Annotated in this window: 24 protein-coding genes and 1 tRNA gene; 13 read left to right on the forward strand and 12 right to left on the reverse strand. The window is 66.2% G+C overall.

What is annotated here, in order from left to right:
* Window positions 1-35: 35 nt before the first annotated feature.
* From ACE3Q8_RS10560 to ACE3Q8_RS10575, 4 genes are all read left to right on the forward strand, one after another.
* A tRNA-Lys gene (locus tag ACE3Q8_RS10560) sits at window positions 36-111 on the forward strand.
* A gap of 270 nt (window positions 112-381) precedes the next feature.
* Entirely contained in the window at window positions 382-2,139 is a 1,758-nt protein-coding gene (locus ACE3Q8_RS10565; protein ID WP_374470240.1) for an SIR2 family protein, read from the forward strand.
* Window positions 2,136-2,750 (forward strand): hypothetical protein, encoded by a 615-nt coding sequence (locus ACE3Q8_RS10570; RefSeq protein ID WP_374470241.1) that lies wholly within the window; start codon window positions 2,136-2,138, stop codon window positions 2,748-2,750. The genes ACE3Q8_RS10565 and ACE3Q8_RS10570 overlap by 4 nt, the downstream gene beginning before the upstream one ends.
* Window positions 2,747-5,179, forward strand: a complete 2,433-nt coding sequence (locus ACE3Q8_RS10575; RefSeq protein ID WP_374470242.1) for an AAA family ATPase — start codon at window positions 2,747-2,749, stop codon at window positions 5,177-5,179. The genes ACE3Q8_RS10570 and ACE3Q8_RS10575 overlap by 4 nt, the downstream gene beginning before the upstream one ends.
* An 8-nt stretch (window positions 5,180-5,187) precedes the next feature.
* Here the strand turns inward: ACE3Q8_RS10575 and ACE3Q8_RS10580 are convergent, their stop codons facing one another.
* The 6 genes from ACE3Q8_RS10580 to ACE3Q8_RS10605 all read right to left on the reverse strand — a co-directional run bounded on the left by ACE3Q8_RS10580 (window position 5,188) and on the right by ACE3Q8_RS10605 (window position 8,165).
* Complete coding sequence (locus tag ACE3Q8_RS10580) at window positions 5,188-5,499, reverse strand: helix-turn-helix transcriptional regulator (protein WP_374470243.1); 312 nt, start codon at window positions 5,497-5,499, stop codon at window positions 5,188-5,190.
* A 68-nt stretch (window positions 5,500-5,567) separates the two neighbouring features.
* Window positions 5,568-6,722: a tyrosine-type recombinase/integrase gene (locus ACE3Q8_RS10585; protein WP_374470244.1), complete on the reverse strand. Its 1,155-nt coding sequence runs from the start codon at window positions 6,720-6,722 to the stop codon at window positions 5,568-5,570.
* A gap of 61 nt (window positions 6,723-6,783) precedes the next feature.
* Complete coding sequence (locus ACE3Q8_RS10590) at window positions 6,784-7,275, reverse strand: hypothetical protein (RefSeq protein WP_374470245.1); 492 nt, start codon at window positions 7,273-7,275, stop codon at window positions 6,784-6,786.
* Window positions 7,276-7,361: 86 nt separating this feature from the next.
* Complete coding sequence (locus ACE3Q8_RS10595) at window positions 7,362-7,535, reverse strand: hypothetical protein (protein WP_374470246.1); 174 nt, start codon at window positions 7,533-7,535, stop codon at window positions 7,362-7,364.
* Window positions 7,532-7,882: a hypothetical protein gene (locus tag ACE3Q8_RS10600; RefSeq protein WP_374470247.1), complete on the reverse strand. Its 351-nt coding sequence runs from the start codon at window positions 7,880-7,882 to the stop codon at window positions 7,532-7,534. The genes ACE3Q8_RS10595 and ACE3Q8_RS10600 overlap by 4 nt, the downstream gene beginning before the upstream one ends.
* Entirely contained in the window at window positions 7,875-8,165 is a 291-nt protein-coding gene (locus ACE3Q8_RS10605; protein WP_374470248.1) for a hypothetical protein, read from the reverse strand. Before ACE3Q8_RS10605 ends, ACE3Q8_RS10600 begins: the two co-directional genes overlap by 8 nt.
* 414 nt (window positions 8,166-8,579) lie before the next feature.
* On the opposite strand from ACE3Q8_RS10605, the gene ACE3Q8_RS10610 reads away from it, so the two are divergent.
* The 3 genes from ACE3Q8_RS10610 to ACE3Q8_RS10620 all read left to right on the forward strand — a co-directional run bounded on the left by ACE3Q8_RS10610 (window position 8,580) and on the right by ACE3Q8_RS10620 (window position 11,472).
* Window positions 8,580-9,533 carry a hypothetical protein gene (locus tag ACE3Q8_RS10610; protein ID WP_374470249.1) on the forward strand — a complete coding sequence of 318 codons (954 nt, stop codon included), beginning with the start codon at window positions 8,580-8,582 and terminating at the stop codon, window positions 9,531-9,533.
* On the forward strand, window positions 9,530-10,165 hold the full coding sequence (locus ACE3Q8_RS10615) for a hypothetical protein (RefSeq protein ID WP_374470250.1): 636 nt from the start codon (window positions 9,530-9,532) through the stop codon (window positions 10,163-10,165). Before ACE3Q8_RS10610 ends, ACE3Q8_RS10615 begins: the two co-directional genes overlap by 4 nt.
* A 110-nt stretch (window positions 10,166-10,275) precedes the next feature.
* Window positions 10,276-11,472, forward strand: a complete 1,197-nt coding sequence (locus ACE3Q8_RS10620) for a hypothetical protein (RefSeq protein WP_374470251.1) — start codon at window positions 10,276-10,278, stop codon at window positions 11,470-11,472.
* A gap of 151 nt (window positions 11,473-11,623) precedes the next feature.
* Here ACE3Q8_RS10620 and ACE3Q8_RS10625 read toward each other — a convergent pair whose 3' ends face one another.
* A complete protein-coding gene (locus ACE3Q8_RS10625) occupies window positions 11,624-12,073 on the reverse strand; it encodes a hypothetical protein (protein WP_374470252.1) in 450 nt (149 codons plus the stop codon).
* 145 nt (window positions 12,074-12,218) lie between these two features.
* Between ACE3Q8_RS10625 and ACE3Q8_RS10630 the strand changes: the two genes are divergently transcribed.
* From ACE3Q8_RS10630 to ACE3Q8_RS10645, 4 genes are all read left to right on the forward strand, one after another.
* Window positions 12,219-12,407 (forward strand): helix-turn-helix domain-containing protein, encoded by a 189-nt coding sequence (locus ACE3Q8_RS10630; RefSeq protein ID WP_374470253.1) that lies wholly within the window; start codon window positions 12,219-12,221, stop codon window positions 12,405-12,407.
* A 96-nt stretch (window positions 12,408-12,503) separates the two neighbouring features.
* Window positions 12,504-13,019, forward strand: coding sequence for a hypothetical protein (locus ACE3Q8_RS10635; RefSeq protein WP_374470254.1), 516 nt, complete (start codon window positions 12,504-12,506; stop codon window positions 13,017-13,019).
* A 148-nt stretch (window positions 13,020-13,167) separates the two neighbouring features.
* Window positions 13,168-13,356, forward strand: a complete 189-nt coding sequence (locus tag ACE3Q8_RS10640) for a hypothetical protein (RefSeq protein WP_374470255.1) — start codon at window positions 13,168-13,170, stop codon at window positions 13,354-13,356.
* A 3-nt stretch (window positions 13,357-13,359) separates the two neighbouring features.
* Entirely contained in the window at window positions 13,360-13,815 is a 456-nt protein-coding gene (locus ACE3Q8_RS10645; protein ID WP_374470256.1) for a hypothetical protein, read from the forward strand.
* A gap of 44 nt (window positions 13,816-13,859) precedes the next feature.
* Here ACE3Q8_RS10645 and ACE3Q8_RS10650 read toward each other — a convergent pair whose 3' ends face one another.
* From ACE3Q8_RS10650 to ACE3Q8_RS10660, 3 genes are all read right to left on the reverse strand, one after another.
* A complete protein-coding gene (locus tag ACE3Q8_RS10650; RefSeq protein WP_374470257.1) occupies window positions 13,860-14,339 on the reverse strand; it encodes a hypothetical protein in 480 nt (159 codons plus the stop codon).
* A 130-nt stretch (window positions 14,340-14,469) separates the two neighbouring features.
* Window positions 14,470-15,345, reverse strand: coding sequence for a hypothetical protein (locus tag ACE3Q8_RS10655; protein WP_374470258.1), 876 nt, complete (start codon window positions 15,343-15,345; stop codon window positions 14,470-14,472).
* Between the two features lie 39 nt (window positions 15,346-15,384).
* Window positions 15,385-15,594, reverse strand: coding sequence for a hypothetical protein (locus tag ACE3Q8_RS10660; protein WP_374470259.1), 210 nt, complete (start codon window positions 15,592-15,594; stop codon window positions 15,385-15,387).
* Between the two features lie 424 nt (window positions 15,595-16,018).
* Here ACE3Q8_RS10660 and ACE3Q8_RS10665 point away from each other — a divergent pair, with 424 nt between their 5' ends.
* Window positions 16,019-17,029: a histone deacetylase family protein gene (locus tag ACE3Q8_RS10665; RefSeq protein WP_374470260.1), complete on the forward strand. Its 1,011-nt coding sequence runs from the start codon at window positions 16,019-16,021 to the stop codon at window positions 17,027-17,029.
* A gap of 6 nt (window positions 17,030-17,035) precedes the next feature.
* Here the strand turns inward: ACE3Q8_RS10665 and ACE3Q8_RS10670 are convergent, their stop codons facing one another.
* Window positions 17,036-18,037: a class 1 fructose-bisphosphatase gene (locus tag ACE3Q8_RS10670; protein ID WP_374470261.1), complete on the reverse strand. Its 1,002-nt coding sequence runs from the start codon at window positions 18,035-18,037 to the stop codon at window positions 17,036-17,038.
* Between the two features lie 82 nt (window positions 18,038-18,119).
* On the reverse strand, window positions 18,120-19,061 hold the full coding sequence (locus ACE3Q8_RS10675; RefSeq protein WP_374470262.1) for an alpha/beta hydrolase: 942 nt from the start codon (window positions 19,059-19,061) through the stop codon (window positions 18,120-18,122).
* A 57-nt stretch (window positions 19,062-19,118) separates the two neighbouring features.
* On the opposite strand from ACE3Q8_RS10675, the gene ACE3Q8_RS10680 reads away from it, so the two are divergent.
* Complete coding sequence (locus tag ACE3Q8_RS10680) at window positions 19,119-20,693, forward strand: carboxylesterase/lipase family protein (protein ID WP_374470263.1); 1,575 nt, start codon at window positions 19,119-19,121, stop codon at window positions 20,691-20,693.
* Window positions 20,694-20,811: the final 118 nt, after the last annotated feature.

Here is a 20,811-nt window from a genome sequence, read left to right on the forward strand (position 1 = left end):
CGCCGCCGGGCCTCTAACGGGTCCGGAGCCGGGACGGGTGTATAGCTCAGTTGGTAGAGCAGCTGACTCTTAATCAGCGGGTCCAAGGTTCGAATCCTTGTACACCCACCAAGTTTTTCCTGGAATTTTTCGGCGTGCAGGGTGGAGCGTGGTGCGCGTTCCCCTCACATCCCCACCGGGGATGGGTTCGAACTGTCCCAGTAGGCTCGACTGAGACTGTCGCAAGCCGGCATCGCAGCGTGCATCAGTAGGCAGCGACAGACTTGGTCGCACCGCTCCGCCCCGCGGCTGCAGGCAACTTTACAACCAACTGCATCCCGATAGGTTGAGCATCGGGGGCGCTGAAGCTTGTCGCGCGCCGCAGCAGGAAAAGACCCAGCCATGCCGGCGTCGCCGGATGCGACGAACATCAGTGTGCGTGAGGTTCTGGCGAAGTTCGATGGCGACTTCGCTGCGGTGGCTCGCGCGGTGGAAAACGGTGAGTTCGCACTCTGGGTCGGTTCCGGGATTTCCCGCAGCGCCGCCAACTTGGGCGATCTGATTGACCGGGCGATGGAGTTCCTACGCAGCCGGTCGATCGACCCGGCGACGGAAGAGCAGTACATGCCCGCGCTCCAGGCCGCGCTTAGGCTGGCACGTGTGAAGGCGGAGGATGCGGCGCCCCTGCTGGCACAGCCATTCGAAACGTGGCCAATCCGCAAGGCGGTCCGCGACGAGATTTGGAACAGCTACTCTCGGCTTCTCGATATTCGCATCAAGGGCGAGCCGGCTGATTACATGCTCTGGGATGCGGTCGATGTTCGGGCCGCCTTTGCGCATGCGCCGCCACCCGCGTCGCAGCACCTCTGCATCGCCATCCTGATGCTTGAGGGAGCCGTCCGCGAAGTAGCGTCCGCGAACTGGGACGGCTTCATCGAAGCCGCCGTGACTCGCCTCACCAGTGGGCAGGCCGGCGTCCTGCAAGTAGTCGTTGATCCTGAGCAACTGCGGAGCGCGCCTGGTCGAGCCCGGCTCCTAAAGTTTCATGGTTGCGTTATCCACGCCACAAACGAACCAGGCGTCTATCGAAAGTACCTTACCGGGAGCCACACCCAGATCGCCGAGTGGCCCAACAACCCGATCTTCAGCTCAATTCGCGGGATCGTCACGGAGCTGGCGACAAACCGCAAGTCGCTGGTCCTAGGCCTGTCGATTCAGGACGCCAATCTTCAAGGTGTGTTCTCCGCGGCAAAGCAGGTGCATCCCTGGCCCTGGCCCTGCGCGCCCCAGGCCCCCGGCCACGTTTTCTGCGAGGACGAAATCAAGGATGGGCAGCGCGATGTTCTCAAGATCGTATATGGCGACGCGTACAACGCGCACATAGACGAGATCGAGGCTGGCGCGCACCTGCGGGCTTGGGCCGAGCAGGTGCTGGTAGCACTGACCCTGAAGGTCCTCGCCGACAAGCTGATCGTATTGTTGGGACTGAGCCTCCACGCCGCGGGCAAGGAGGTGCTCGGAGCCGAACTCGCATCCAGGCTGGTGGCGCTGCGCGACGCTGTGGCGGACCTGGCAATTGTCGATCCGACTACCCGCGACAGAACCGCGGCAGTCAATCGGGGCATGGCCATCTGGTCCCGGCTGCTCGCCATGTTTCGGAGCGGCGCGCCGCCAGCGAACTTGGACGCCTACGAGGTGCTCAGCGCCTCAACCCCTGAACAGCTTGTCGGCGACCAGAATGCCCAAGCCGCTGGCTTGGGTTCGCTCGGCATTGCGCTCTCTCTGCTGCAGGAGGGGCGCGCTCGAGGCCTCTGGGCCATCGAACTGCCGGCCGGTGACGCCATTGCGGCCGGCGCATTGGTGGCCGCGGCTGGGTGGACAGGGGCCAACCGGCGTCCCCTCTTCCTCGTGCGCAGCGCAGGCGAAGCCATCGCTCTGGAAAAACACGGGGCCTTCGCGAACGACAACGCGATCGTCATCCACGCCGATTCTGTGTGGGGTCAGATGCAGGCTTCGGCCGGCGGAGCGCGCCGGCGCAGCCGGGCCCCAGGGAGGACCGGTACCGTCGAAACCAGACATGTCAGCATTGAAGCCTTGATTGAGGTATCAACCACGGTGGACGAGCTGGCGAATCGGTTCGTCGCGGAGGTGACGTTGTGAGCGACTCGCCCCTCGTCAACGCGATTGTAAAGCGCCTGGTCGATGCGGGTTACACGCAGATTCCGACGCCGTTCCGTGTGGCTACTGTGAGCTTCGACTTCACTGCCGCCTTGCGAGGGCGGGAGGCTCGCGCCCTGGATCTTGTGCTGCTGGTCGACACCACCACCGGTGCCTTCGGCGATCGTGATGCTACCAAAGTGCGCCAGCGTGTGGAGGCCCTCAGCCGCGCATTGGACGTGACAGGCTCGCGTTACGTGGTCACGGTGATCTTGGCCGGCGCCGCGCTCACAGGCGACATCGAGGCACTCGCCCAGACCTGTCGCGTGCTCAACGTTGAATCCCTGCCCCCGGAGGCGACGGGCGAGGGCTCGGTCGCGGCTCTTGACGATCGCATCGGGCTCCTCCTCCCGCTGCAGGTGCCGACAAGTTCGCCGCCGTCGGACGGTGGCGAGGGTAGTGCGATGGAGAGGTTGCTCACGGCGCTTCCGAAGGAGGTGGACCAAGCAGGCTTTAGAGGTGTGCTCGACGCCTCCGCGGACGGAGAGGCTTCGGTCACCGAAGCAATGACCGGCGTGTTGGAGAGGGCGCTGATCGTGGAGGCATCGGAATGAGCCTTACACTTCAGGAACTGGAGGTTCTCAACTTTCGCAGCATCCGCGGCCGAGTGGTCGTGCCCCTCGATGCGCAGGTCATCCTCGTTCATGGGGAGAACGGTGCCGGAAAGACTAGCCTCCTATCGGCGCTGGAACTCGCCTTGACAGGCAATGTTCAAGCGTTGCGCCGCGCCGATCCAAACTTCGCCACGCAATTGCTCCATCGGTCGACCACGGAGGGCAGCGTTCAAGTCCGCGCACGTCGCGATGGGGTCGATGAGCGCTTCCACGCGGGCCTCGCAGCGAACGGGATCCAGGCCGCGGAGCCTCTTCCGGTCGAACTTGCCGCATTCTTCGAGGAGCGAGCTTACCTACCGCAATCACTCCTGGGCCAACTGCTTCAAATCTACCAGGAATCAGACGCAGGGATGAATTCGCCGCTCGCGAAGTTCGTCGGCGATCTTCTGGGGCTCGATCGACTAGACGCTTTAGAAGCCGGCCTGAAGCCACTCGCCGACGTCCGCAACGTTCGCAAGCTTGCCCCTGCATGGGCCGAGGCCGAAACCGAGAAATCCCGGCTTGAGCGCATCCTGGCCGACCAGCGGCGCCGGCGCGAGGAGGCGCAAGCTAGGCTCGACTCGGTGGTTCAAGAGCTTGCAAGCCTTGGGCAGGCGCTGGACCTCGACGAGGAGCCCACCGAGACAACTCTGGATGCGTTTCACGCCGAACTCGATGACGCTGACGACGAGGCGGCGCTCGCTAAGATCACGGATCAGCGGCGGCAGCTGGAATCGATCCGCCGTGAGGCAGACCTTGAAGCGAGCAAGGGCGCGTCCGGCGACGAAGCAGACTTCCCGATCGCGCTGGCGGACACCGAGGCTGCACTGGAGCGCTGGCATTCGGCGGAGGGTGCCCGAGTCGAGGGCTTGCGTACCCGCGCTGCCACTCTGTTGCCGTCCCACGCCCTGCCCGCGGACCTTATCGACTTCCGAGACGAGGCGCTGCGGCTCCTCCGTAGCGAAAAGGCGGGCGTAGTTGATCGTGCCGCGCGCGCGCGGGCCGACGTAGCGAGGTTGGCCGCGGCCGGCGAGGAACTCGCAGTCGCACGTCGCCAGTTGGAGATGATCGACAACGAGCTCGCACAGATTGCGGCCAACTCCGGCGGCCTGAGTTCAGCGCTGGCCGAGCTCACCAGCTTCATCACTGACGAAGCCTGTCCAGTGTGCGATCGGAACTACCGTGAGGTGAGCACTCAGCCCCTCATTGAGCACGTCCATGGCAAGGTCAGAACGCTCTCGGCGTCAGCCCAAAGGCTGCTCAACTTGAGCCGGTCTCGGGGAGAGCAACAAGCCACCCTAGAGCAGCTCGAGTCTGAGATCGAAGGCCTGACGGGCCGCCAACTCGAAGCGCGGGAACTGGCCGAACTCGACCGTCTGGCCGCCACCATCGAGGCTGCGCTCGCCGAATTCGACGCTTTAAGCCCGGCCATTACCGAAGGCGCACGTCTTACCGATGAGAATGTGGCCGCGCGGCGTGCGCTCTCGGGACGCCAGGCCCGAGACCTCTCGGGGAGGGCGGCGCGGGAGACGTTGCAACAGGTTGCAGCTTCGGCTGGGCAGGCCCCGCTCGCCGATGTCGAGACGCTGTCCAGCGCGGCGGCCCGGCTCGCGGCGACGTTCGACGAGTCCGTCCGAACGCTAAACGTACGCCTCGCCACGCGGCGCGCTGCCAGGGAGTTAATCGCCGCCGGACGCAGCATCATTGAGCAGCGTGAGGCCATCCAGCGAGAGATGAGCGCCGACCAGGCCGCACTCGAATCCGCTGAGAAAGCGCTGCAGCAGGGTCAGGCTGTTCGTGAGCAGGGTCTGACAATCCGCGCCACGGTCGACAAGGTGCGCTCCGACATCATTCGCGGCGAGTTCAACGACCGCCTCAACCGTCTATGGCGCGACTTGTTCGTCAGGCTGGCACCCGCTGAACCATTCGTGCCCGCGTTTCGCATACCGCAGTCGAGTACCCAGAGACTGCAGCCCAAGCTGATCACCGAACATCGTGAAGGTGGAGACGCAGGTGGCACCCCCGGCGCAATGTTGAGCGCCGGGAACCTCAACACGGCCGCGCTTACGCTCTTCCTGGCGCTGCATCTGTCGGTGCCGGCGAAGTTGCCTTGGCTGATCCTCGACGATCCAGTGCAATCGATGGACGATGTGCACATCGCACATTTGGCAGCCCTGCTGCGGACGCTGAGCAAGGAGCATCGCCGCCAGGTGATGATCGCGGTCCACGATCGGGCCCTGTTCGAATATCTGCGACTTGAACTGAGTCCGGCCTACCCGGATGATAGCCTCCTGACCGTGGAACTCGCACGTAGCGCGCGGCGCGACACGATCTGTCTCACGGAGCGGCTGAGCTACCACGAGGAAACTGCGCTACATCAAGCCGCGTAGTCCGGCCGTTACGCCGTGTTCTTCCGCCCGCAGGCCGCCTGGAATGCAGCCAAATCCGCCGCCGTGTAGCGGATGGTCGCTCGCGACAGCTTGAGGAAGCGCGGCCCTTCGCCTGTCATCCTCCAGTACTCCAAAGTGCGCTTCGTAACGGCAAGGATGCTCGCCGCCTCTTCGGGCGTGAGCAGCTGGAGGGGCTCAACGGACGCGAGGGCGTCCTCGACCGCGCCCGGATCGGGAAGCTGCGAACCCTTCAGGGGCGCACCTCTCAGAGCCGCAGCCATGGTAGGGCGGCTGCGCTTTGCATTGCGCTTCTTCGTCATCACTAGCTCCAAAAAGAGAAGGGGCCCGCGCGCGGCGGGCCCAAGGTCGAGGTTAATCAGGGATAGCCTCAGGCGAGTTCAGGGACGGCGAGGTTGGCCGCCTCGATCAGTCGCTGAGGCGCCAGATGGGCGTAGCGCATCGTCATGCTGACCTGGCTGTGGCCGAGCAGCGTGCCGACTTCGTGGAGGCTCCTCCCCTTCCCCACCAACGTGCTGGCGAAGGTGTGGCGGAGGTCGTGGATGCGCAGCTCGTCGTCGAGGCTCGCCAGGGCTTTGACGCGGGTCCAGGGCTTCTTGAGGTCGACGATCGGCTTGGCCGGGTCTTTGCTCGGGAAGACCCATTCGCTGTCCTTGCCGCCCGCGTCCCACTGCGCCTCCAGGATGGCCAGAGCGGCGTCGGACAGCGGAATGTGGCGCGTGCGCCCACTCTTGGAGAGAGGCACGGTCCAAAGCCGCCGGTTCGTGTCGATGTGCTCCCAGCGGGCGCCTTGAGCCTCGCCGCGCCGGGCGCCCGTCGCGGCCAGCAGCGCGAGGGCATGCGCGGCCGACCTGTTGGGGATGAGCTGGAGCGCACGAAAGAATGCCCGCAGTTCAGGCTCGGAGAGGAAGCGTTCCCGGTGCTGCTCGCGCCGCATCTGCGCCCGCTGCGCCGGGTTCTTTCCCTCATATGCCTCCCATTCCAGGGCCAGGTTGAACACGCGCCTGATGAAGGCCGTGTACCTGTTGACGCTGGCGTCGGTCAGGCCCTGCCGACGGAGCTTCTCCTGGAACTCGGCCACGTCCGCAGGCCGGACCTCGTCCAGTCGCTTGTTGCCCCACTGCGCCTTGAGGCGCAGGCGGTAGAAGCTCTCATGGTCGCGGTACGACCGCAGCCGGCCCTTGGCGTCTGGCAGGTAGCGGTTCTCCACGAATTCCGAGAACGTGGGGATGGAGCGCAGCCGGTCCCGCTCGGCGGCCGGATCGATCCGGCCCAGGCTGGCCTCGGCTCGTATTTCTTGCGCCCGCTTGCGCGCCTGGTCGACGGTCACGTCGCCCAGCTTGCCGAGCCGGATTTCCCGCTGGCGGGAACGCTGGTCCCGGTAGCGGACGTAGAAGGTCACGGCGCCGGAGGCCCAGACCTCCATGACGAAGCCGGTCAGCTTGTCGTCGAATAGGCGCAGCTTGCGCTTGCCCGCCGGAATGGCCGGCGGGTTCGCTGCAAGCCCACGCGTGATGGTGGGCATTCAGGTTCTCCAGATTGTGTGGAAGGTGGCCGCTTGAGGCGCTTTGGGGCGAATTGCGGCGCTATGGGCTTGTTGGTGGCGCTTCGTGCGCAAAGTCGCCCGAACAGAACGGGCGCGCGTAGACGCGGCGGAGCCCAGGAATACCCGGGACCGAGGCGCCCACCTCCTCGTCCGGTGACACCGGCGCGATGACCTCCAGATCGAGGCCCAGGAACTGCGCCGTCGATGCTGGGACGCCGTCGAGGACTTGGTCGAAGTCCCAGACCGCGGCCAGGAAGGCCGGGTCTGGCTCATCGGACGGCGGCCCCGCGGCGACGTTTGCGTCGACCAACAGGTCCCCTAGTCGCGCGCGAATGGCTCCCATGGCTCCAACGGCGTCCGTACGATCGGGTGCCCCCGTGACCGCGAAGGTGGCGAGGTGACCCTGCCGGACCAGCCAGCGGGCCAGCCAGACGAATTGCTCGACGTCCGCGGGGGTCAGGTCCGCGTCGAGAACGAGGATGTCGGCGCCACGCGCGAAAGCGAGCGCCAAGAGGTGGCGTTGTGTAGGCATTGAGATGATCCTGAAATGAGAACGGCGACGGCTTGCGCCGTCGCCCGCTCTCCACGTCCGGAAGGGTTAGGCGGCCGAGCCGCCCGCTACTTGCAGACCACGTTGATGACGATCTTGATCAGGTTGACGTCTGCCCCGGCCTTTGAGGCCCGGCGCAGCGTTGCAGGTCCGACGCCCTGGATGACGTCGGCGGCCTGCCGCAGGAGCGGCGCAAGCCGCGAGGCCGCTGCGCCTAGGCTTGAGGGGCTCAGCCAAGTCATGGCCAGACCTTCGGCCGGCTCGGCACAAACGGCGTGAGGTCGTCCAAGCGATGCATGGCGATCTCAGGCACACGCGGGACGCGTCGGGCCAGGTGTGAGGCGTCCTTGGCGACCGGGAAGCCGCCGTACAGGCGACCGAACTCCTCGACGTGGAAGTGCCGCCACTCGGGGACCGTTACGAGGGTGAGGCCGAAGACGATCTCCCCTTCCCGCTCCACCGGGTACCAGGTCAGCCGCCGCCACCGGGTCGAGAGGCGGACCGGCAGGACGATCTCATCTGTATCACGGGACTCGGTCGTCCAAAGCGGCGGCAGTTCCGCCAGCGCTCGGGCAATGGTCTCATCCATGGCCGGGCTCTTGAAAGAGAACCCACCAGCCGTCGCTGGCGGAGGTGACTGCCACGCCCTCCGCGCAACGAAACGCCGAGAGATCCTCCTCGTCCGGCACCTGGTCGATGGCCTCGACCAGTTCCTCAAGGTTGGTGGGTGAAGAGCCGAAGTGAGCCAGATAGGCGAGCACAAGCTCGGCGTGGCTGGTGTGTGGAGCCTGCTCGCCGAGGAGGTGCGCCTCCATTTCAGACGGGTTTGCGGGCGCACCGAAACGCGCCGCGAGAGCGCTAAGCGTTTCCATTTTTGGGGTTCCTGCACTGCGAGATGCCGCAGCCAGGGCCATGAAATGAGAACGAGGCGGTCAGCTGTTACGGTACAGCACAAGACAAGTGAGCGAAGATTGGCGCGGCTTTCGTGCAGATTCCGCCACCCTCAGCAACAAAAATGCTCGTGCGTTCCAATGCCACACCGCGGGAAATCTACGGGGAGCACGGGCTAGCCGCGACGCCGCGGGAAATCCACTGTCTCCGTGCCTTTATTATTTTTGACATCGCAAACGATTGCTGCATTTGGAATGTCGCGCTGACCGCGACACCCGCTTGGTCAGGCATCTAGCTGACCAGGAGGACCATGACTAAACAATCCGAAACACACGTTGGCGGCGGGGCGACCCACCCCGTGTCGCAACGGCATGCGGCCCCGGAGACGCTCGTCCGTGTCGCCCGCTAAATTCGAGCACTGGCTAGACGAGGCGCGGGGTTGCTCCCCGCGCGACGTGGAGGGCATCAAAGCCGTCCTCTCCGGCTGCCACAACGACCAGATCACAGACGGGTACCTCTCGTTGGTGATCAGCGCGATCCATGACGCGACTGAGATTCCTGCAGCAGCCCTGCGGGAACTCAGCAACACGCTGCGGAACACAGTGGGGGAGCGCGTCTGCAGCACGCCCGCCGCTGTCGCGGAGGCGTACCGGGACGAGGTGCGCAAGGACTTCGACGAGTTCTTCTACGACGAAGGTTGCTACTGGCTCTGGAAGGCGCCGGTCGACGAAGAGAACGCGCAGGAGGACGAGGGGGTCTTCCTGCGCCGCAGGGCTGAGGAGGTCCGGCGGGACATGCGGAGGCGCCTGCCAGACGTGACGCTCCTGCAGCGTGAACATGGGCAACGAGAAGCTGAGCGGCATCTCGCAGCGATTGTCGCGAGCAAGGGCTACCTAGCCGACGCCATGCCTGGGCTGAACTGCTGCAATGGGTACGTGACATGGGAGAGCGAGACCCAACAACTGGAGGTCTACGAGCACGATGCGTGCACGAAGTCGCGGATTAGGGTCCCGATCGACTTCGATCGAGACGCCGTGGCGCCGGCATTCGTAGCTGGGCTGGAGCGGGTCCTTCCCGACCAGTCCGCATGCGACGCGCTTCAGGAGTTCGTTGGGTCAATCCTCTTCGGGCGACTGCCCGAGAAGGAGAACGTGCGGCGGATGCTCGTCCTGCACGGGGCGACCCGCTCAGGAAAATCCACCCTGATCGAGGTCCTTCAGCTGCTGTTCCCGCCGTCAGCGATGGCTTCGGTCTCGCCCGAGGACTGGTCCAGCGAGTTCGAGCGCGCGCGGCTCTCCGGCGTGGTCCTGAACGTGTGCACAGAGCTCAAGGGTGGAAAGCTGCCGTGAGCGCCTTCGTCAAAAGGATCCTGGCCGGCGAGACCGTGACCGGGAGACACCGCTACGGACAGACGTTCGAGATGCGGTGCCACGCCTTCCACGTGTTCGCGACAAACGAACTGCCGCGGGTGCAGGACAGGTCAGGCGCGATCGAAAGGCGCGCGCTGGTGATCTCGTTCGAGCGCTCCCTCTCGGACGCAGAAGTGGACGCGACCTTCCTGGCGAAGGTCAAGGAAGAGCTGCCCGGCGTTGTCGCCTGGGCGGCTCAGGGCTTCGAGCGGGCCATGCGGCGGGGCGTCTTCACCCTCCCGCGCGGCCACAAGGAAGCGCTCGTGCAGATGCAACACCAAGGCGACGGCGTGGCGATCTTCGCCCACCTGCACCTGGAGAAGGCTCATGGGGCGCGGGTCACGACGGCCGACCTCAAGGCGGCGCTCAGGGCGTTCGCCCGCGATCGGGACTTCGATCCCATCACCATCGCAAGCGACGGCGCCATGCGCCGGCTCTCGACTCTGATCGAAGCCGTCCACGGCGGCAGACGGTCGAGGACCAACAACTCGCCCTACTATGAGGGCGTACGGCTCAAGGACGTGTCGGGTCAGCCGATCGCGATCCAGGACGACGAGATGGCGGGCCTCTGAGCCCGCAATGGGGGCGGCTCTGAGGGGTCGCCCCAGCACACGGTCCAGCCGGACCTCCCAACAACCACTTGCGGCCGCTGACCCAGGGTGTGCGGCCGAAGGATGACCCCATGAACCAACAAGACCGAGACCACATTGCTGAACCACAAGACGCAGTCCTGGACGCCATCGCGTTCGGCGTCAGCGGCAGCATTCAGCCGTATAGGCCCGGGTTGCCGCGGCTGATCCGCGACAGCCTAATCGCCTCCGGCCATCAGTGTGAGGCCGACGAGCACCCCAACCGGATCGTGCTCCTGCTCTCAATCGAGGATGACGTCGGCCTCACGGCCGAGCTCGTCTTCTCCGAAAACCCCTCCCAGAGGCGCATTGAACTCACCCCGAACAGCGAACTACGGATCAACCCCATGAGGGTCCTTGCGCGTCGGCTGGGGCCGGCCGCTGGGCTCGAAGGTTCGCTGGACGGCAACGACAACCACCTCGGGCCGACGGAAGGGCGCGGCGCAGAGGTGCTGAGCGAGCAGGAAGAGGTCATCCGCGGCGCGATCGATGCCTTCGCGCAGGCTCTCAGCGCGGCGCTGCCCCCCGATGTCGACTTTGCCGAGGAGCGGCTGTGGTTGCGATCGTGCGAGGCCTGCACCGACCTTGCCGTGGGCGATGCGGTCAAGGTCGTTGAAGGCCTTCAGCACGCGGTGCTGTCTGGGACGCAGCGCACCGTGATCGACGCTTACCGCGTGTCGGTCGAGACCGGCAGGAGCCTTACCGCCCTCCGCTGGTGGAGGCAGGAGACGGGTCCCTGCGCCAAGGTGTACCCGAAGACGGAGAACCAGATCCGAGTGGAGGTTGCCGCGCCGAACCGACGAGCCATGCGCGTTCTCGACTGTGGCGGAGACGGCGAGGTGGACGGCGACAACGCCGTCGATCTCGTCCGAGCGTACGTCGCGGCGGTCACTCCTCTCCTCGGCGAAGCGCGCAACCATGTCCAGGCTGCCGCTTCCGGCGCGGACGGCAGTCCAGTTTCACTTGTGCGCAAGCTCCGGCCACTCTTCGACCTCATGGAGGCGCGCGAGACGCGGGTCGGCCGACCGACAGGCGCAGTGGTCGTCTTCGACGCTGTGCGCGCCGCCTCGGACCTCCTGACACACGGAAGATTCCGGGCCGCCCACCTGCGCCATGGGACCACCATTCGCAGGGTCCTGGATGAGCTGAGTGGTCCCGAGGGCCCGCTGATCCGCGATGGCCTGGGCCCCGTGTACAGCCTGAAGCCAAGGTATGCGCGCGGAGCGCACCGCCTTGTCGCGAAGACGTAGAGAGGAGGTCTCAGGGACGAGAGTGTCCCTTCCCTGACATTTCTGTCGGGCTGTCACCCCTGTAGTGCGCAGCTTCGCGCGCTGGCAGGTGAGCCAGGGGAGGCATTGCCGCAACCATCGTCAATGCCTCCCCAAGGTCCCTCCGTTCCGATCAAGGTTTCCTGGTCTTCTCCAGCATCTTGTCGACCGTCAGCGTCTGTTGGATTCCCTGCAGCTCGATGCCGTTCACGATCAGCCGGCGCACGATCACCTGGCCCGGCCCGCATGCGTCTGACGCCGGGGCGGGTTCGTCCAGCCGCGCGAACTGGAAGTCCAAGGTCTGCGCGCCGCCCGACACCTTGTCCTGCACGACGTCGTGGAGCACGTAGGTCTCGCCGTCCCGCTCCCAGGTGAGGGACGCATTCGGGTTGGCTGCGATCGTCTCTACGAACCTGCGCAGCGAGACGTCGCCGACGCCTGGGGCCCGGGTGTAGCCACCCTCGTAGAGCAGCCTCACGCAGGCGCTGAGCGCCGCCTCGGGGGGCCCCTCGCCTCCTCCCAGGTCCCCGCCCCCGCAGCCGCCCAGCGCCGCGCACAGACCGATGGCCACAATCACGCGCATGTTCTTCCCCTGAATTGTCGAGGCGCTGGTTATCACCCGCTTCGCGCCGCTCCGCTCAGGATTTTGTCACGTTTGGGGGACGGTAAGACTCGGGCGGAACCGCGCTTCTGCCGCCATGGACGCGGTCAAGCTGATGGGGGACAACGTGCGAAGGCATCGTCTTCGCCTCCGGCTGACCCAGGAGGATCTCGCCGCCGAGACGGACCTCAAGCGGTCCTACCTGAGCGAGCTGGAGAACGGACGTCGCAATCCCACGGTGAGGGTCTTGGGTAGGCTCGCCGACGCCCTCGGGGTCGAGCCGGCGGAGCTGCTGCGACGGCCGAGCGGGGGCTGACCTCAAGGCACCGCCCCCCACCTCACGAACCGGGAATCATTGACGCTGTCGGCGGTTCAAAGAAGTAGTGCCCTAAATCACAGTGGGTTGGGTGCGATGAAGTTGCCGACGAAACTAGCCGCCGGTTTGAGAATGACCTTCGCGGTAGAAGGAAAGGCGGCGGTCGCGGATGCCGAGCCGAACCGACTCCTGGAAGCGACGACATCCGACGACCCTTTCGAGATCGCTGGCCGGGAACTAGCCACCGGCTCAGCTGAACCTGGCGCTTGGGCCCGAGCTCTCGTTGCGGCGGATGGAGACGTGGCGCGAAGCCAAGCGGAATACGTTCGCATCCGGGTCAGCGTGCTCCAAGAGCAAGCCGCCAAGCTTGAAGCCGTTGCCCGTGCCGAAGAGGCTGAGCGCGACCGCGTCGACCAAATGGCACGTGACGAACATGAGTCGCGAGTACGTGCATGGGCCGGTGAACAGGGGGTCGCAATCGCCGACGCGGCGCGCATGTGGCCGTTCCGAATCGCGAAAGTCGGGGACCGTTTCGTGTATCGCGAATACCGCTACGAGCGGCTCGAGGACGCAGTTGCTTATGCGTCGAAGCTGGAGAGCAAACCTGGCTGATGTGGCTGCGGCCAAGCTCGGCGTCGAGCCGGCAGAAATAAGGCGGCGGCCGAGATGCGGGTAGCCGCCGGCCGAAGATCTTCCAAGGTGGCAGGCGGACTCTGCTTTGCAAGCCCGTCTACGGCTGAGCTAGTCTCAGCGGATGCCAATGTTCGACATGACCGCCGGAATGTACAACTTCTTCTGGTCCGGCGCGGCGATGCTCGGCCTATGGCTGCTTTGGCGCATCTTCGAGGTTCTGAAGGCAATTCACTTCATGATGTCGAAGTGGTTCGACCGGGATTCCGTCAAGCCCTTCGACAGGGCGCACGGCATTGACGACGGCGACAAGGTGTAGGCCGTGCCCGACTTCGAGAGCGCCGAAGTGCCGATGTCCCCTGAGGATGAGCGGCGTTGGCGACAGCACTGGGCTCACGGTGAACTGGTAGCCCGAAGGCTCCACCGCCTCGTCGAGCGGGGCTACCGCCCCGTATTCCGAGGCGATGACACCATCTTTGCACTCGAACACTCGAACCCGAAGGCAACGCCGATTCAGCTTTGGCCGGATGGACAGGTCGTGGACCTGTACCCGACGCATGTGAAGGACGGCGAGCGCACCATCATTCACCCGGAAGACGGGACGCTATTCGTGCGCTTTCTGGACAGCGTGCCTCCGCCCAGTCCCATCGCAAAGGCGCTCAGCACCCGCATTGGAGACGCGCTTTCGGCAAGCTTGGGGTATGCAATCGTGCTTGGAGTGTTGTGGGGCTTTGTGGCTGTCGCGACCGCGTTGTGGGCCTCCGTCTTCGGCGAGTGAGCAGCGCGGCGGTTACTGACCGCCGTCCCAGTTCGGCGCGGCGCTCAGCCTCGGGTGACTTCCAGTGCGCCCAAGGCGACGCCGTCGATCGCACTGGCCTTGCCGCGCCAAAGCGTACCATTCCGGGGAATGACCGTTCCCTCGCCAGTAATCACGCGCGCATTCCGCAAGTGTACGTAGCCAACAGGCCTTGTCGGCCGATCGCTCTCTTGCGTTTCTGGATACATGTTCTCGGCAAACGCCTCGTAGCTCGTCGCCATCGTGTCAGTGATAGTGCCGTCGCCAGGTACGCCTCGTCCCCGCGTGAGCTCCGCCAGTTCGCGGAAAAATGAGCGGCCGCTGATCAGGGTACCGGTGATGATGGCCCCGCTCACGTGCAACGTCACTGCGTGTTCCACGCCGAAGTCTGACATGTTCACCAGCCAAGCAAGGTACCAGTCTGTGCCGTCCGGCTGATCAAAAATGGTGGGCTCTTGGTCCTCGTCAGCAGGGGGCGGCGGTTCGTCTGGCGGCAACTCGCTCATCAATCCCTCCGTGTTCGGCAAACCATCACACGCCCACCGCGATTCGGCACGAAGATGATCGGTGATCGCACTCAGAGGGGATGCCGGAGGGCTTCAATTGAGAGTGAGCCTCAAACCCAAGGCAGGCCCCCTAACCCTGCTGAACGATGGTTCGAACTCTCACGAGGGGCGGCCGTGGCTGAGACATGTCGTGCTCGAAGCCGGCCGGGTTTTCGACCAGCTTCGCCGGATCGTACACGAATATGAACAGTTCGCGACAATCGGGGTGCTTTGCGTAGAGAACGAAGTCGTCCGCTAGCTGCTTGCGAAGCTCAGTGTCCTTCATGCCCATCTTGAACTCGACGATCACCTTCTCGCCCCGGAGCAATGTGTCGGCGCGGAACGATCCGCCCGCGACGCTTGGGCCTGGCTCCTCCGGGCGGATGTCATCAAAATAGAGGGCAGCGAGTCCCTGGAACAGGAACTGGACGTCATACTCGTTCGCGATTGTCAGCGGCTCGGCGGGCGAGCGGCGCTTTTTCATGCGTTCGACCACGGCGGGGAAGCGCCGGGCGATCATTTCGAGAATCTCGAACGTGTCTGTTTCGCCGCGCACTGGGGGGGCCTCTGCCGACCCCAGCTGGCGCAGGGTCTCCTCGACCGCAAAGCGGCAGCCCTCCACCGCCTCGTACACCCAGCTCACAGTTTCAGGGATGTTGGCAGCGGCCTTGGCGCCGGTTCGGAGTTCCTGGAGCGCAGAAGACAGCATCGCGTCAAACGTTGCCAACTTTGCCCGAAAATGCGCAGGTGACGCGTAGTTGTCGGGGATGAAGCAGTTTTTGAAGTGCTCATCCGTGTAGTGGTACAGCATGACTGAAATATCGTGCGCTTGATGGGCGATATCGCTGCGTCCGTACCCCTGATTGGGGTTCACGCCCCGCATCAAATCAGCCCACTCTTCAGTATGCGCTCGAACAAATTGCTGGAAATAGGCGGCCGCCGCCTTTCCCTCTTCTAACGTCGTCATTTGAGGCGTTCACCAGTCCGAAGGGGCGTAATACCGAGATCACTGAACAATGAGGCGAGCCCCGCGCCCGCCATCTTTCAGGCTCGGCGAGTCCATCAAGCTCGACAAGCCCGTCAGCGTCGCGAAGGCCCAATCCGCTGCATGATGAACCGTGTCAGCGCCCTTTCGGGGAACGTTGGGGGAAGCCCAGGCGAGCATGAAGCCATTCTCCAGTCGCACCGTCAGGTATTCACCCTTCGCTACGCTCACGCCGTCCGCTCTTGCGCCACTGGCTCAGGCGCACTCGATTTCTGGGGGATTGGCTCACACTCTTCCCACGCTGTTGGCGCATCAAGCGGTTCGACACTCTGGTCCCCCCGCTTCCCCCTTGTGGTAATCGCGGTTCATGGTGGCGCTTTGTGGTGGTATGAACACCGCACTAGAACTCAGTGTTTATAAATTGCGACGAATTGAGGTCGGATGCGGTAGATTGAGGCTCTTAGGTTTTCTTGCAACACGGGCTCTTAATCAGCGGGTCCAAGGTTCGAATCCTTGTACACCCACCACGTCCTCCAGACATCGGACGTAGTCCCCACCTTGGGGTGAGGTCGTGACGCGGCCGCGCCGCGGCGTGCGCCCGCCGCGACACCTGCTATAGCGGTCGGCGAACCCAGGCGGAGTCGGACAGGTCATCGTGTTCAAGGTCTTCGATCCCCGGCAGCTCGGCCACGCGCCGGCGCTGGAGCTGCACAACGGCGCCTTCGTGCCGCACGTGGACCTCCCCTCCCGCGCCCAGGTCATCGTCGATCGCGTCGGCCCGCTCGCCCCGGCCGAGGACTTCGGGCTGGAGCCGATCGCCCGCGCGCACACGCCCGACTACCTGGCCTTTCTCGAGAGCGCGCATCGACTCTGGCAGGAGGCCGGCCGGCCCGGGGATGCGATCGGCTACACCTGGCCCGTGGTGGGCCGCCGCCCGCTCAACCTGAACCGCATCGACGCCCGGATCGGGCGCTACAGCTACGATGCGGGAACGCCGATCACCGCCGGCACCTGGGAGACGGTCTACTGGGGCGCGCAGACCGCGCTCACGGCGCTGCAGCCGCTGCTGGACGGCCGCGAGCGGACCGCCTTTGCCCTGTGCCGTCCCCCTGGCCACCACGCGGGCGCCGACTACATGGGCGGCTACTGCTACCTGAACAGCGCCGCCATCGCGGCCCGGGCGGCGCGCGACGCCGGCCGTCGGCGCGTGGCCATCCTCGACGTGGATTACCACCACGGCAACGGCACCCAGGACATCTTCTACGAGGACGCCGACGTCTTCTTCGCCTCCATCCACGGCGATCCCTCGACGGAGTACCCATTCTACTGGGGCCACGCCGACGAACGCGGCGCGGGCGCCGGCGAGGGCGCCAACCTGAACCTGCCGCTGCCCCGCGGCACGACGCTCTCGCCCTACATGGCGGCCGTGGACACGGCGCTCGACGCCATCGCGGCGTTCGGAGCCGAGCTGCTGGTGGTCTCCTACGGCGCCGACACCTACGAGGGCGACCCGATCTCGCACTTCAAGATCGCCACCCCGGAATATGGCGCGATCGCCGCCCGCATCGCGAGCCTCGGCCTGCCGACGCTGGTGGTGATGGAGGGCGGCTACGCGGTGGACGCTCTCGCCGACAATGTGGAGAGCTTCCTCTCCGGCTTCGCCTGACGAGCGTCAGGCCGGGGCCAGAGCCTTCTCGTGCAGCGCCTGGAGGCGCTCCACCTCCGCGGCGGAGCCCAGCATCACCGACACGCGCTGGTGCAGGCCCGTGGGCTTCGCATCAAGGGTCGGGCCGAAGCCGTCGAACGACGCGCCGCCCGCCTGTTCGATCACGAAGGCCATGGGATTGGCTTCGTACATCAAGCGCAGCTTTCCGGCCCGGTTCGGCTCTCGGGCGTCCCAGGGATAGAGGAAGACCCCGCCGCGCATGACGATCCGGTGGACGTCGGCCACCATGGACGCCACCCAGCGCATGTTGAAGTTCTTGCCGCGCGGACCGGTCTCGCCGGCCAGGCAATCCTCGATATAGCCGCGCACGGGCGGCGCCCAATGGCGCATGTTCGAGGCGTTTATGGCGAACTCCTTGGTCTCCCGCGGGATCGCCACCGCGTCGGTGACCTGCAGCCACTGGTCGGTCTTCGGGTCCAGGGTGAAGGCGCTCACCCCCTGCCCCGTGGTGAAGACCAGGGTCGTCTGCGGGCCGTAGACCACATAGCCGGCGGCGGCCTGGTTGCGGCCAGGCTGCAGGAAGTCGGCCTCGGTCGCCTCGCGGGGCGCATCGGCGGCGACCGGCAGCACTGAGAAGATCGTGCCGATGGACACGTTGACGTCGATGTTGCTGGAGCCGTCAAGCGGGTCGAACAGCAGCAGGTAGCGCGCCTCGGCCGAGACCGGGCGAACGGGATGGATGGTGTCCATCTCCTCCGACGCCATGCCCGCCAGCGCCGGCGCCTTGGCGCAGGCCTCGATCAACAGGTCGTTGGAGATCACATCGAGCTTCTTCTGGACCTCGCCCTGAACGTTCTCGCTCTCAAGCGCGCCCAGGATCTCGCCGGCCGCGCCGCGGCGCACCAGCGCGCTAATGTCGGCGCAGGCGTCGGCGACCACCGCGAGCAGCCGGGCCAGGCCCGGTTCGATCCCGCCGGCCGACAGGTGTTGGTCGAGCGTCACCGCCATCTTGCTACTTCCCCCAAGCGTTCAGGCTGCGAATCCCCGGCCGGCGCAGCTTCCGGCGATCAGCTTCAACGAAGCCTGGCCGTCAAGGTTCCCGGCCGACCTGGCGCATCCACCAGGCATGGAACAGCTCAGGCGTGGCGGACGCCGGCTTCCCCGCCGCGCCCCGCAGCCCGAAGCCGTGGCCGCCCTCCTCGAAGAAGTGGGCCTCGGTTGGGACCTTCGACGTCCGCAGCGCCTGGTGCATGGCCAGGCTGTTCTCGATCGGGACGCTGGTGTCGTCGGCGGCATGGACGAGGAAGGTGGGCGGGGTTTCTGCGCGCACCCTCGTTTCCATCGAATAGGCCCGCACGTCCGCTTCGGCGGGAGCGTCACCGAGCAGTTGCCGGCGCGAGCCCATGTGCGCGATCTCCGGCCTCATGGAGATCACCGGATAGATCAGCCCCGCCACGTCGGGCGCGGCCGGCAGGCGATCGACGACGTCAAGCGGCGGGTAGCTCGCCTCTGCCGAACGGGTGGCGAGCTGCGCCGTCAGGTGGCCTCCCGCCGAGAAGCCCAGCGCAGCGACGCTGCCGGGCGTCGGCGTCGAGGCCCGGACCAGCCGCAGCGCGCGCTGGATGTCCTGCAACGGCGCCTCCCGTCCGCCTGCCCAGCCGTCGGCGGGCAGCCGGTAGAGCAGGACGTAGGCGGTGATGCCGCGCGCCGCCAGGAAGCGGGCGAACTCAAACCCTTCCTTGTCGACCACCACCCGGATGTAGGCGCCACCCGGCGCGATCAGGCAGGCATGCCCGTTGGGCCGCTCCGGACGAAAGACGGTCAGCGTCGGTCGCGTGACGCCGGTGACGGCGCGGTCGGCCGGCTGGCCAGGCTTGGCGCGTTCGATCATCGCCTGCCGGAGACCCGCTCCGCCCCCGCCGGGCGCCCCGCGCGGCCATAGCGGGATGACCTCGGCGGGATCCGCCACGGCGGCGGCGGCCGGCGCGGCGGCGAGCGCGCCGGCGAGCAGGGTGCGGCGGTGCAGGTCCATGCGATCTCCTTGGCCGAATGCTACCGGTGTCATAGCTTGCCCGGAAGGGAGGATCGAATGACCTGGACCAACCGGCGAAGCGTGCTCGGCCTGTCGGCCGCGGGGGCGGCCCTGGCCTGGAGCGGCGCGGCCTGGAGCGCGGAGCACCCGGTCGCCCGCACCACCGCCGGCCGGGTGCGTGGCTACGCGGACGGACCGATCAACGTGTTCAAGGGAATCCGCTACGGCGCCGACACCGGTCCGAGACGGTTCGAGCCGCCGCGCCCCCCGGCGCCCTGGACCGGCGTCAGGGACGCCCTGGCCTACGGCCCGGCCTGCCCGCAGCCGGGATCGGAGCCGAACCAGGGCGAGGACTGCCTGTTCCTGAACGTCTGGACCCCCGGCGTGCGCGACGGGGCCCAGCGGCCGGTGATGGTCTACTTCCACGGCGGCGCCTACTCCACCGGCTCCGGCTCCAGCCCGCTCTACGATGGGGCCCGGCTCGCCCGCCGCGGCGACGTGGTGGTGGTGACCGTGAACCACCGGCTGAACGCCTTCGGCTACGCCTATCTGGCGCGGCTGGGCGGACCGGAGCTGGCTCACAGCGGCGCCGCTGGCCAGCTCGACCTTGTGCTCGCGCTCCGCTGGGTGCGGGACAATATCGGCGCGTTCGGCGGCGATCCTTCCCGGGTGATGGTGTTCGGCCAGTCGGGCGGCGGGGCGAAGATCGCCACCCTGATGGCGATGCCGTCGGCCGCCGGCCTGTTCCACGGCGCCGCCACTATGAGCGGCCAGCAGGTGACCGCCTCTGGTCCCTTGAACGCCACGCAGCGCACCCTCGCCTGGCTCGACGCCCTGAAGCTGCGCCCCACTGAGACCGACCGCCTGCGCACCCTGCCGGCCGAGCGCCTCGTGGAAGCCATGGGCGCCCGCGATCCCATCCTGCCGTTCGGCTCCATCTACTTCGGCCCGGTGCTCGACGAGCGGAGTCTCAAACGCCACCCCTTCTACCCGGACGCGCCGGGCCAGAGCGCGGCCATCCCGATGATCATCGGCAACACCCACGACGAGACCCGCGCCTTCCTCGGAAACGACGAGAGCAACTTCACCGTCGACTGGGACGGCCTCGCCGCCAAGCTCGCGCCCAACATGCGCGTGGACATCTCGCCGGAGCTGGTGATCGCCCGCTACCGCGAACTCTACCCGCACTACAGCCCCAGCGACGTGCTGTTCTCGGCGACCACGGCCTCGCGCTCCTGGCGGGGGGCGATCATCGAGGCGGAGCTTCGGGCGCAGCAGGGCGCGCCGACCTGGGCCTACCAGCTCGACTTCCCCTCCCCGGCCGAGGGCGGGCGGCTGAAGGCCTTCCACACGCTGGATATCCCGCTGGTGTTCGACAACACCGCCGCGCCGGGCGCGCAGACCGGCGACGGCCCCGACGCGCGCAGGCTGGCGGCGCTGATGAGCGGGGCCTTCATCGCCCTGGCCCGTACGGGCGACCCGAACCACGCCGCCCTGCTTCACTGGGAACGCTATGCCCTACCGCGGCGGCCAACGATGATCTTCGACGCCGAGACCCGCATGGCCGACGACCCCCGTGGCGCCGAGCGCGAGCTGTTCGCCAAGGTCCCCTACGTGCAGCCGGGGACCTAAGCCTTCATCAGGTCGGCGTCCGACCGAAGCAGCTCGTCGAAGTAGGCGATGGTCTTCTCGAGGCCCTGGCGGAGCGGGATGGTGGGCTCCCAGCCGAGGATCTCCTTGGCCTTGGCGA

Source organism: Phenylobacterium sp. (genome assembly GCF_041913825.1).
Taxonomy (GTDB): Bacteria; Pseudomonadota; Alphaproteobacteria; order Caulobacterales; family Caulobacteraceae; genus Phenylobacterium.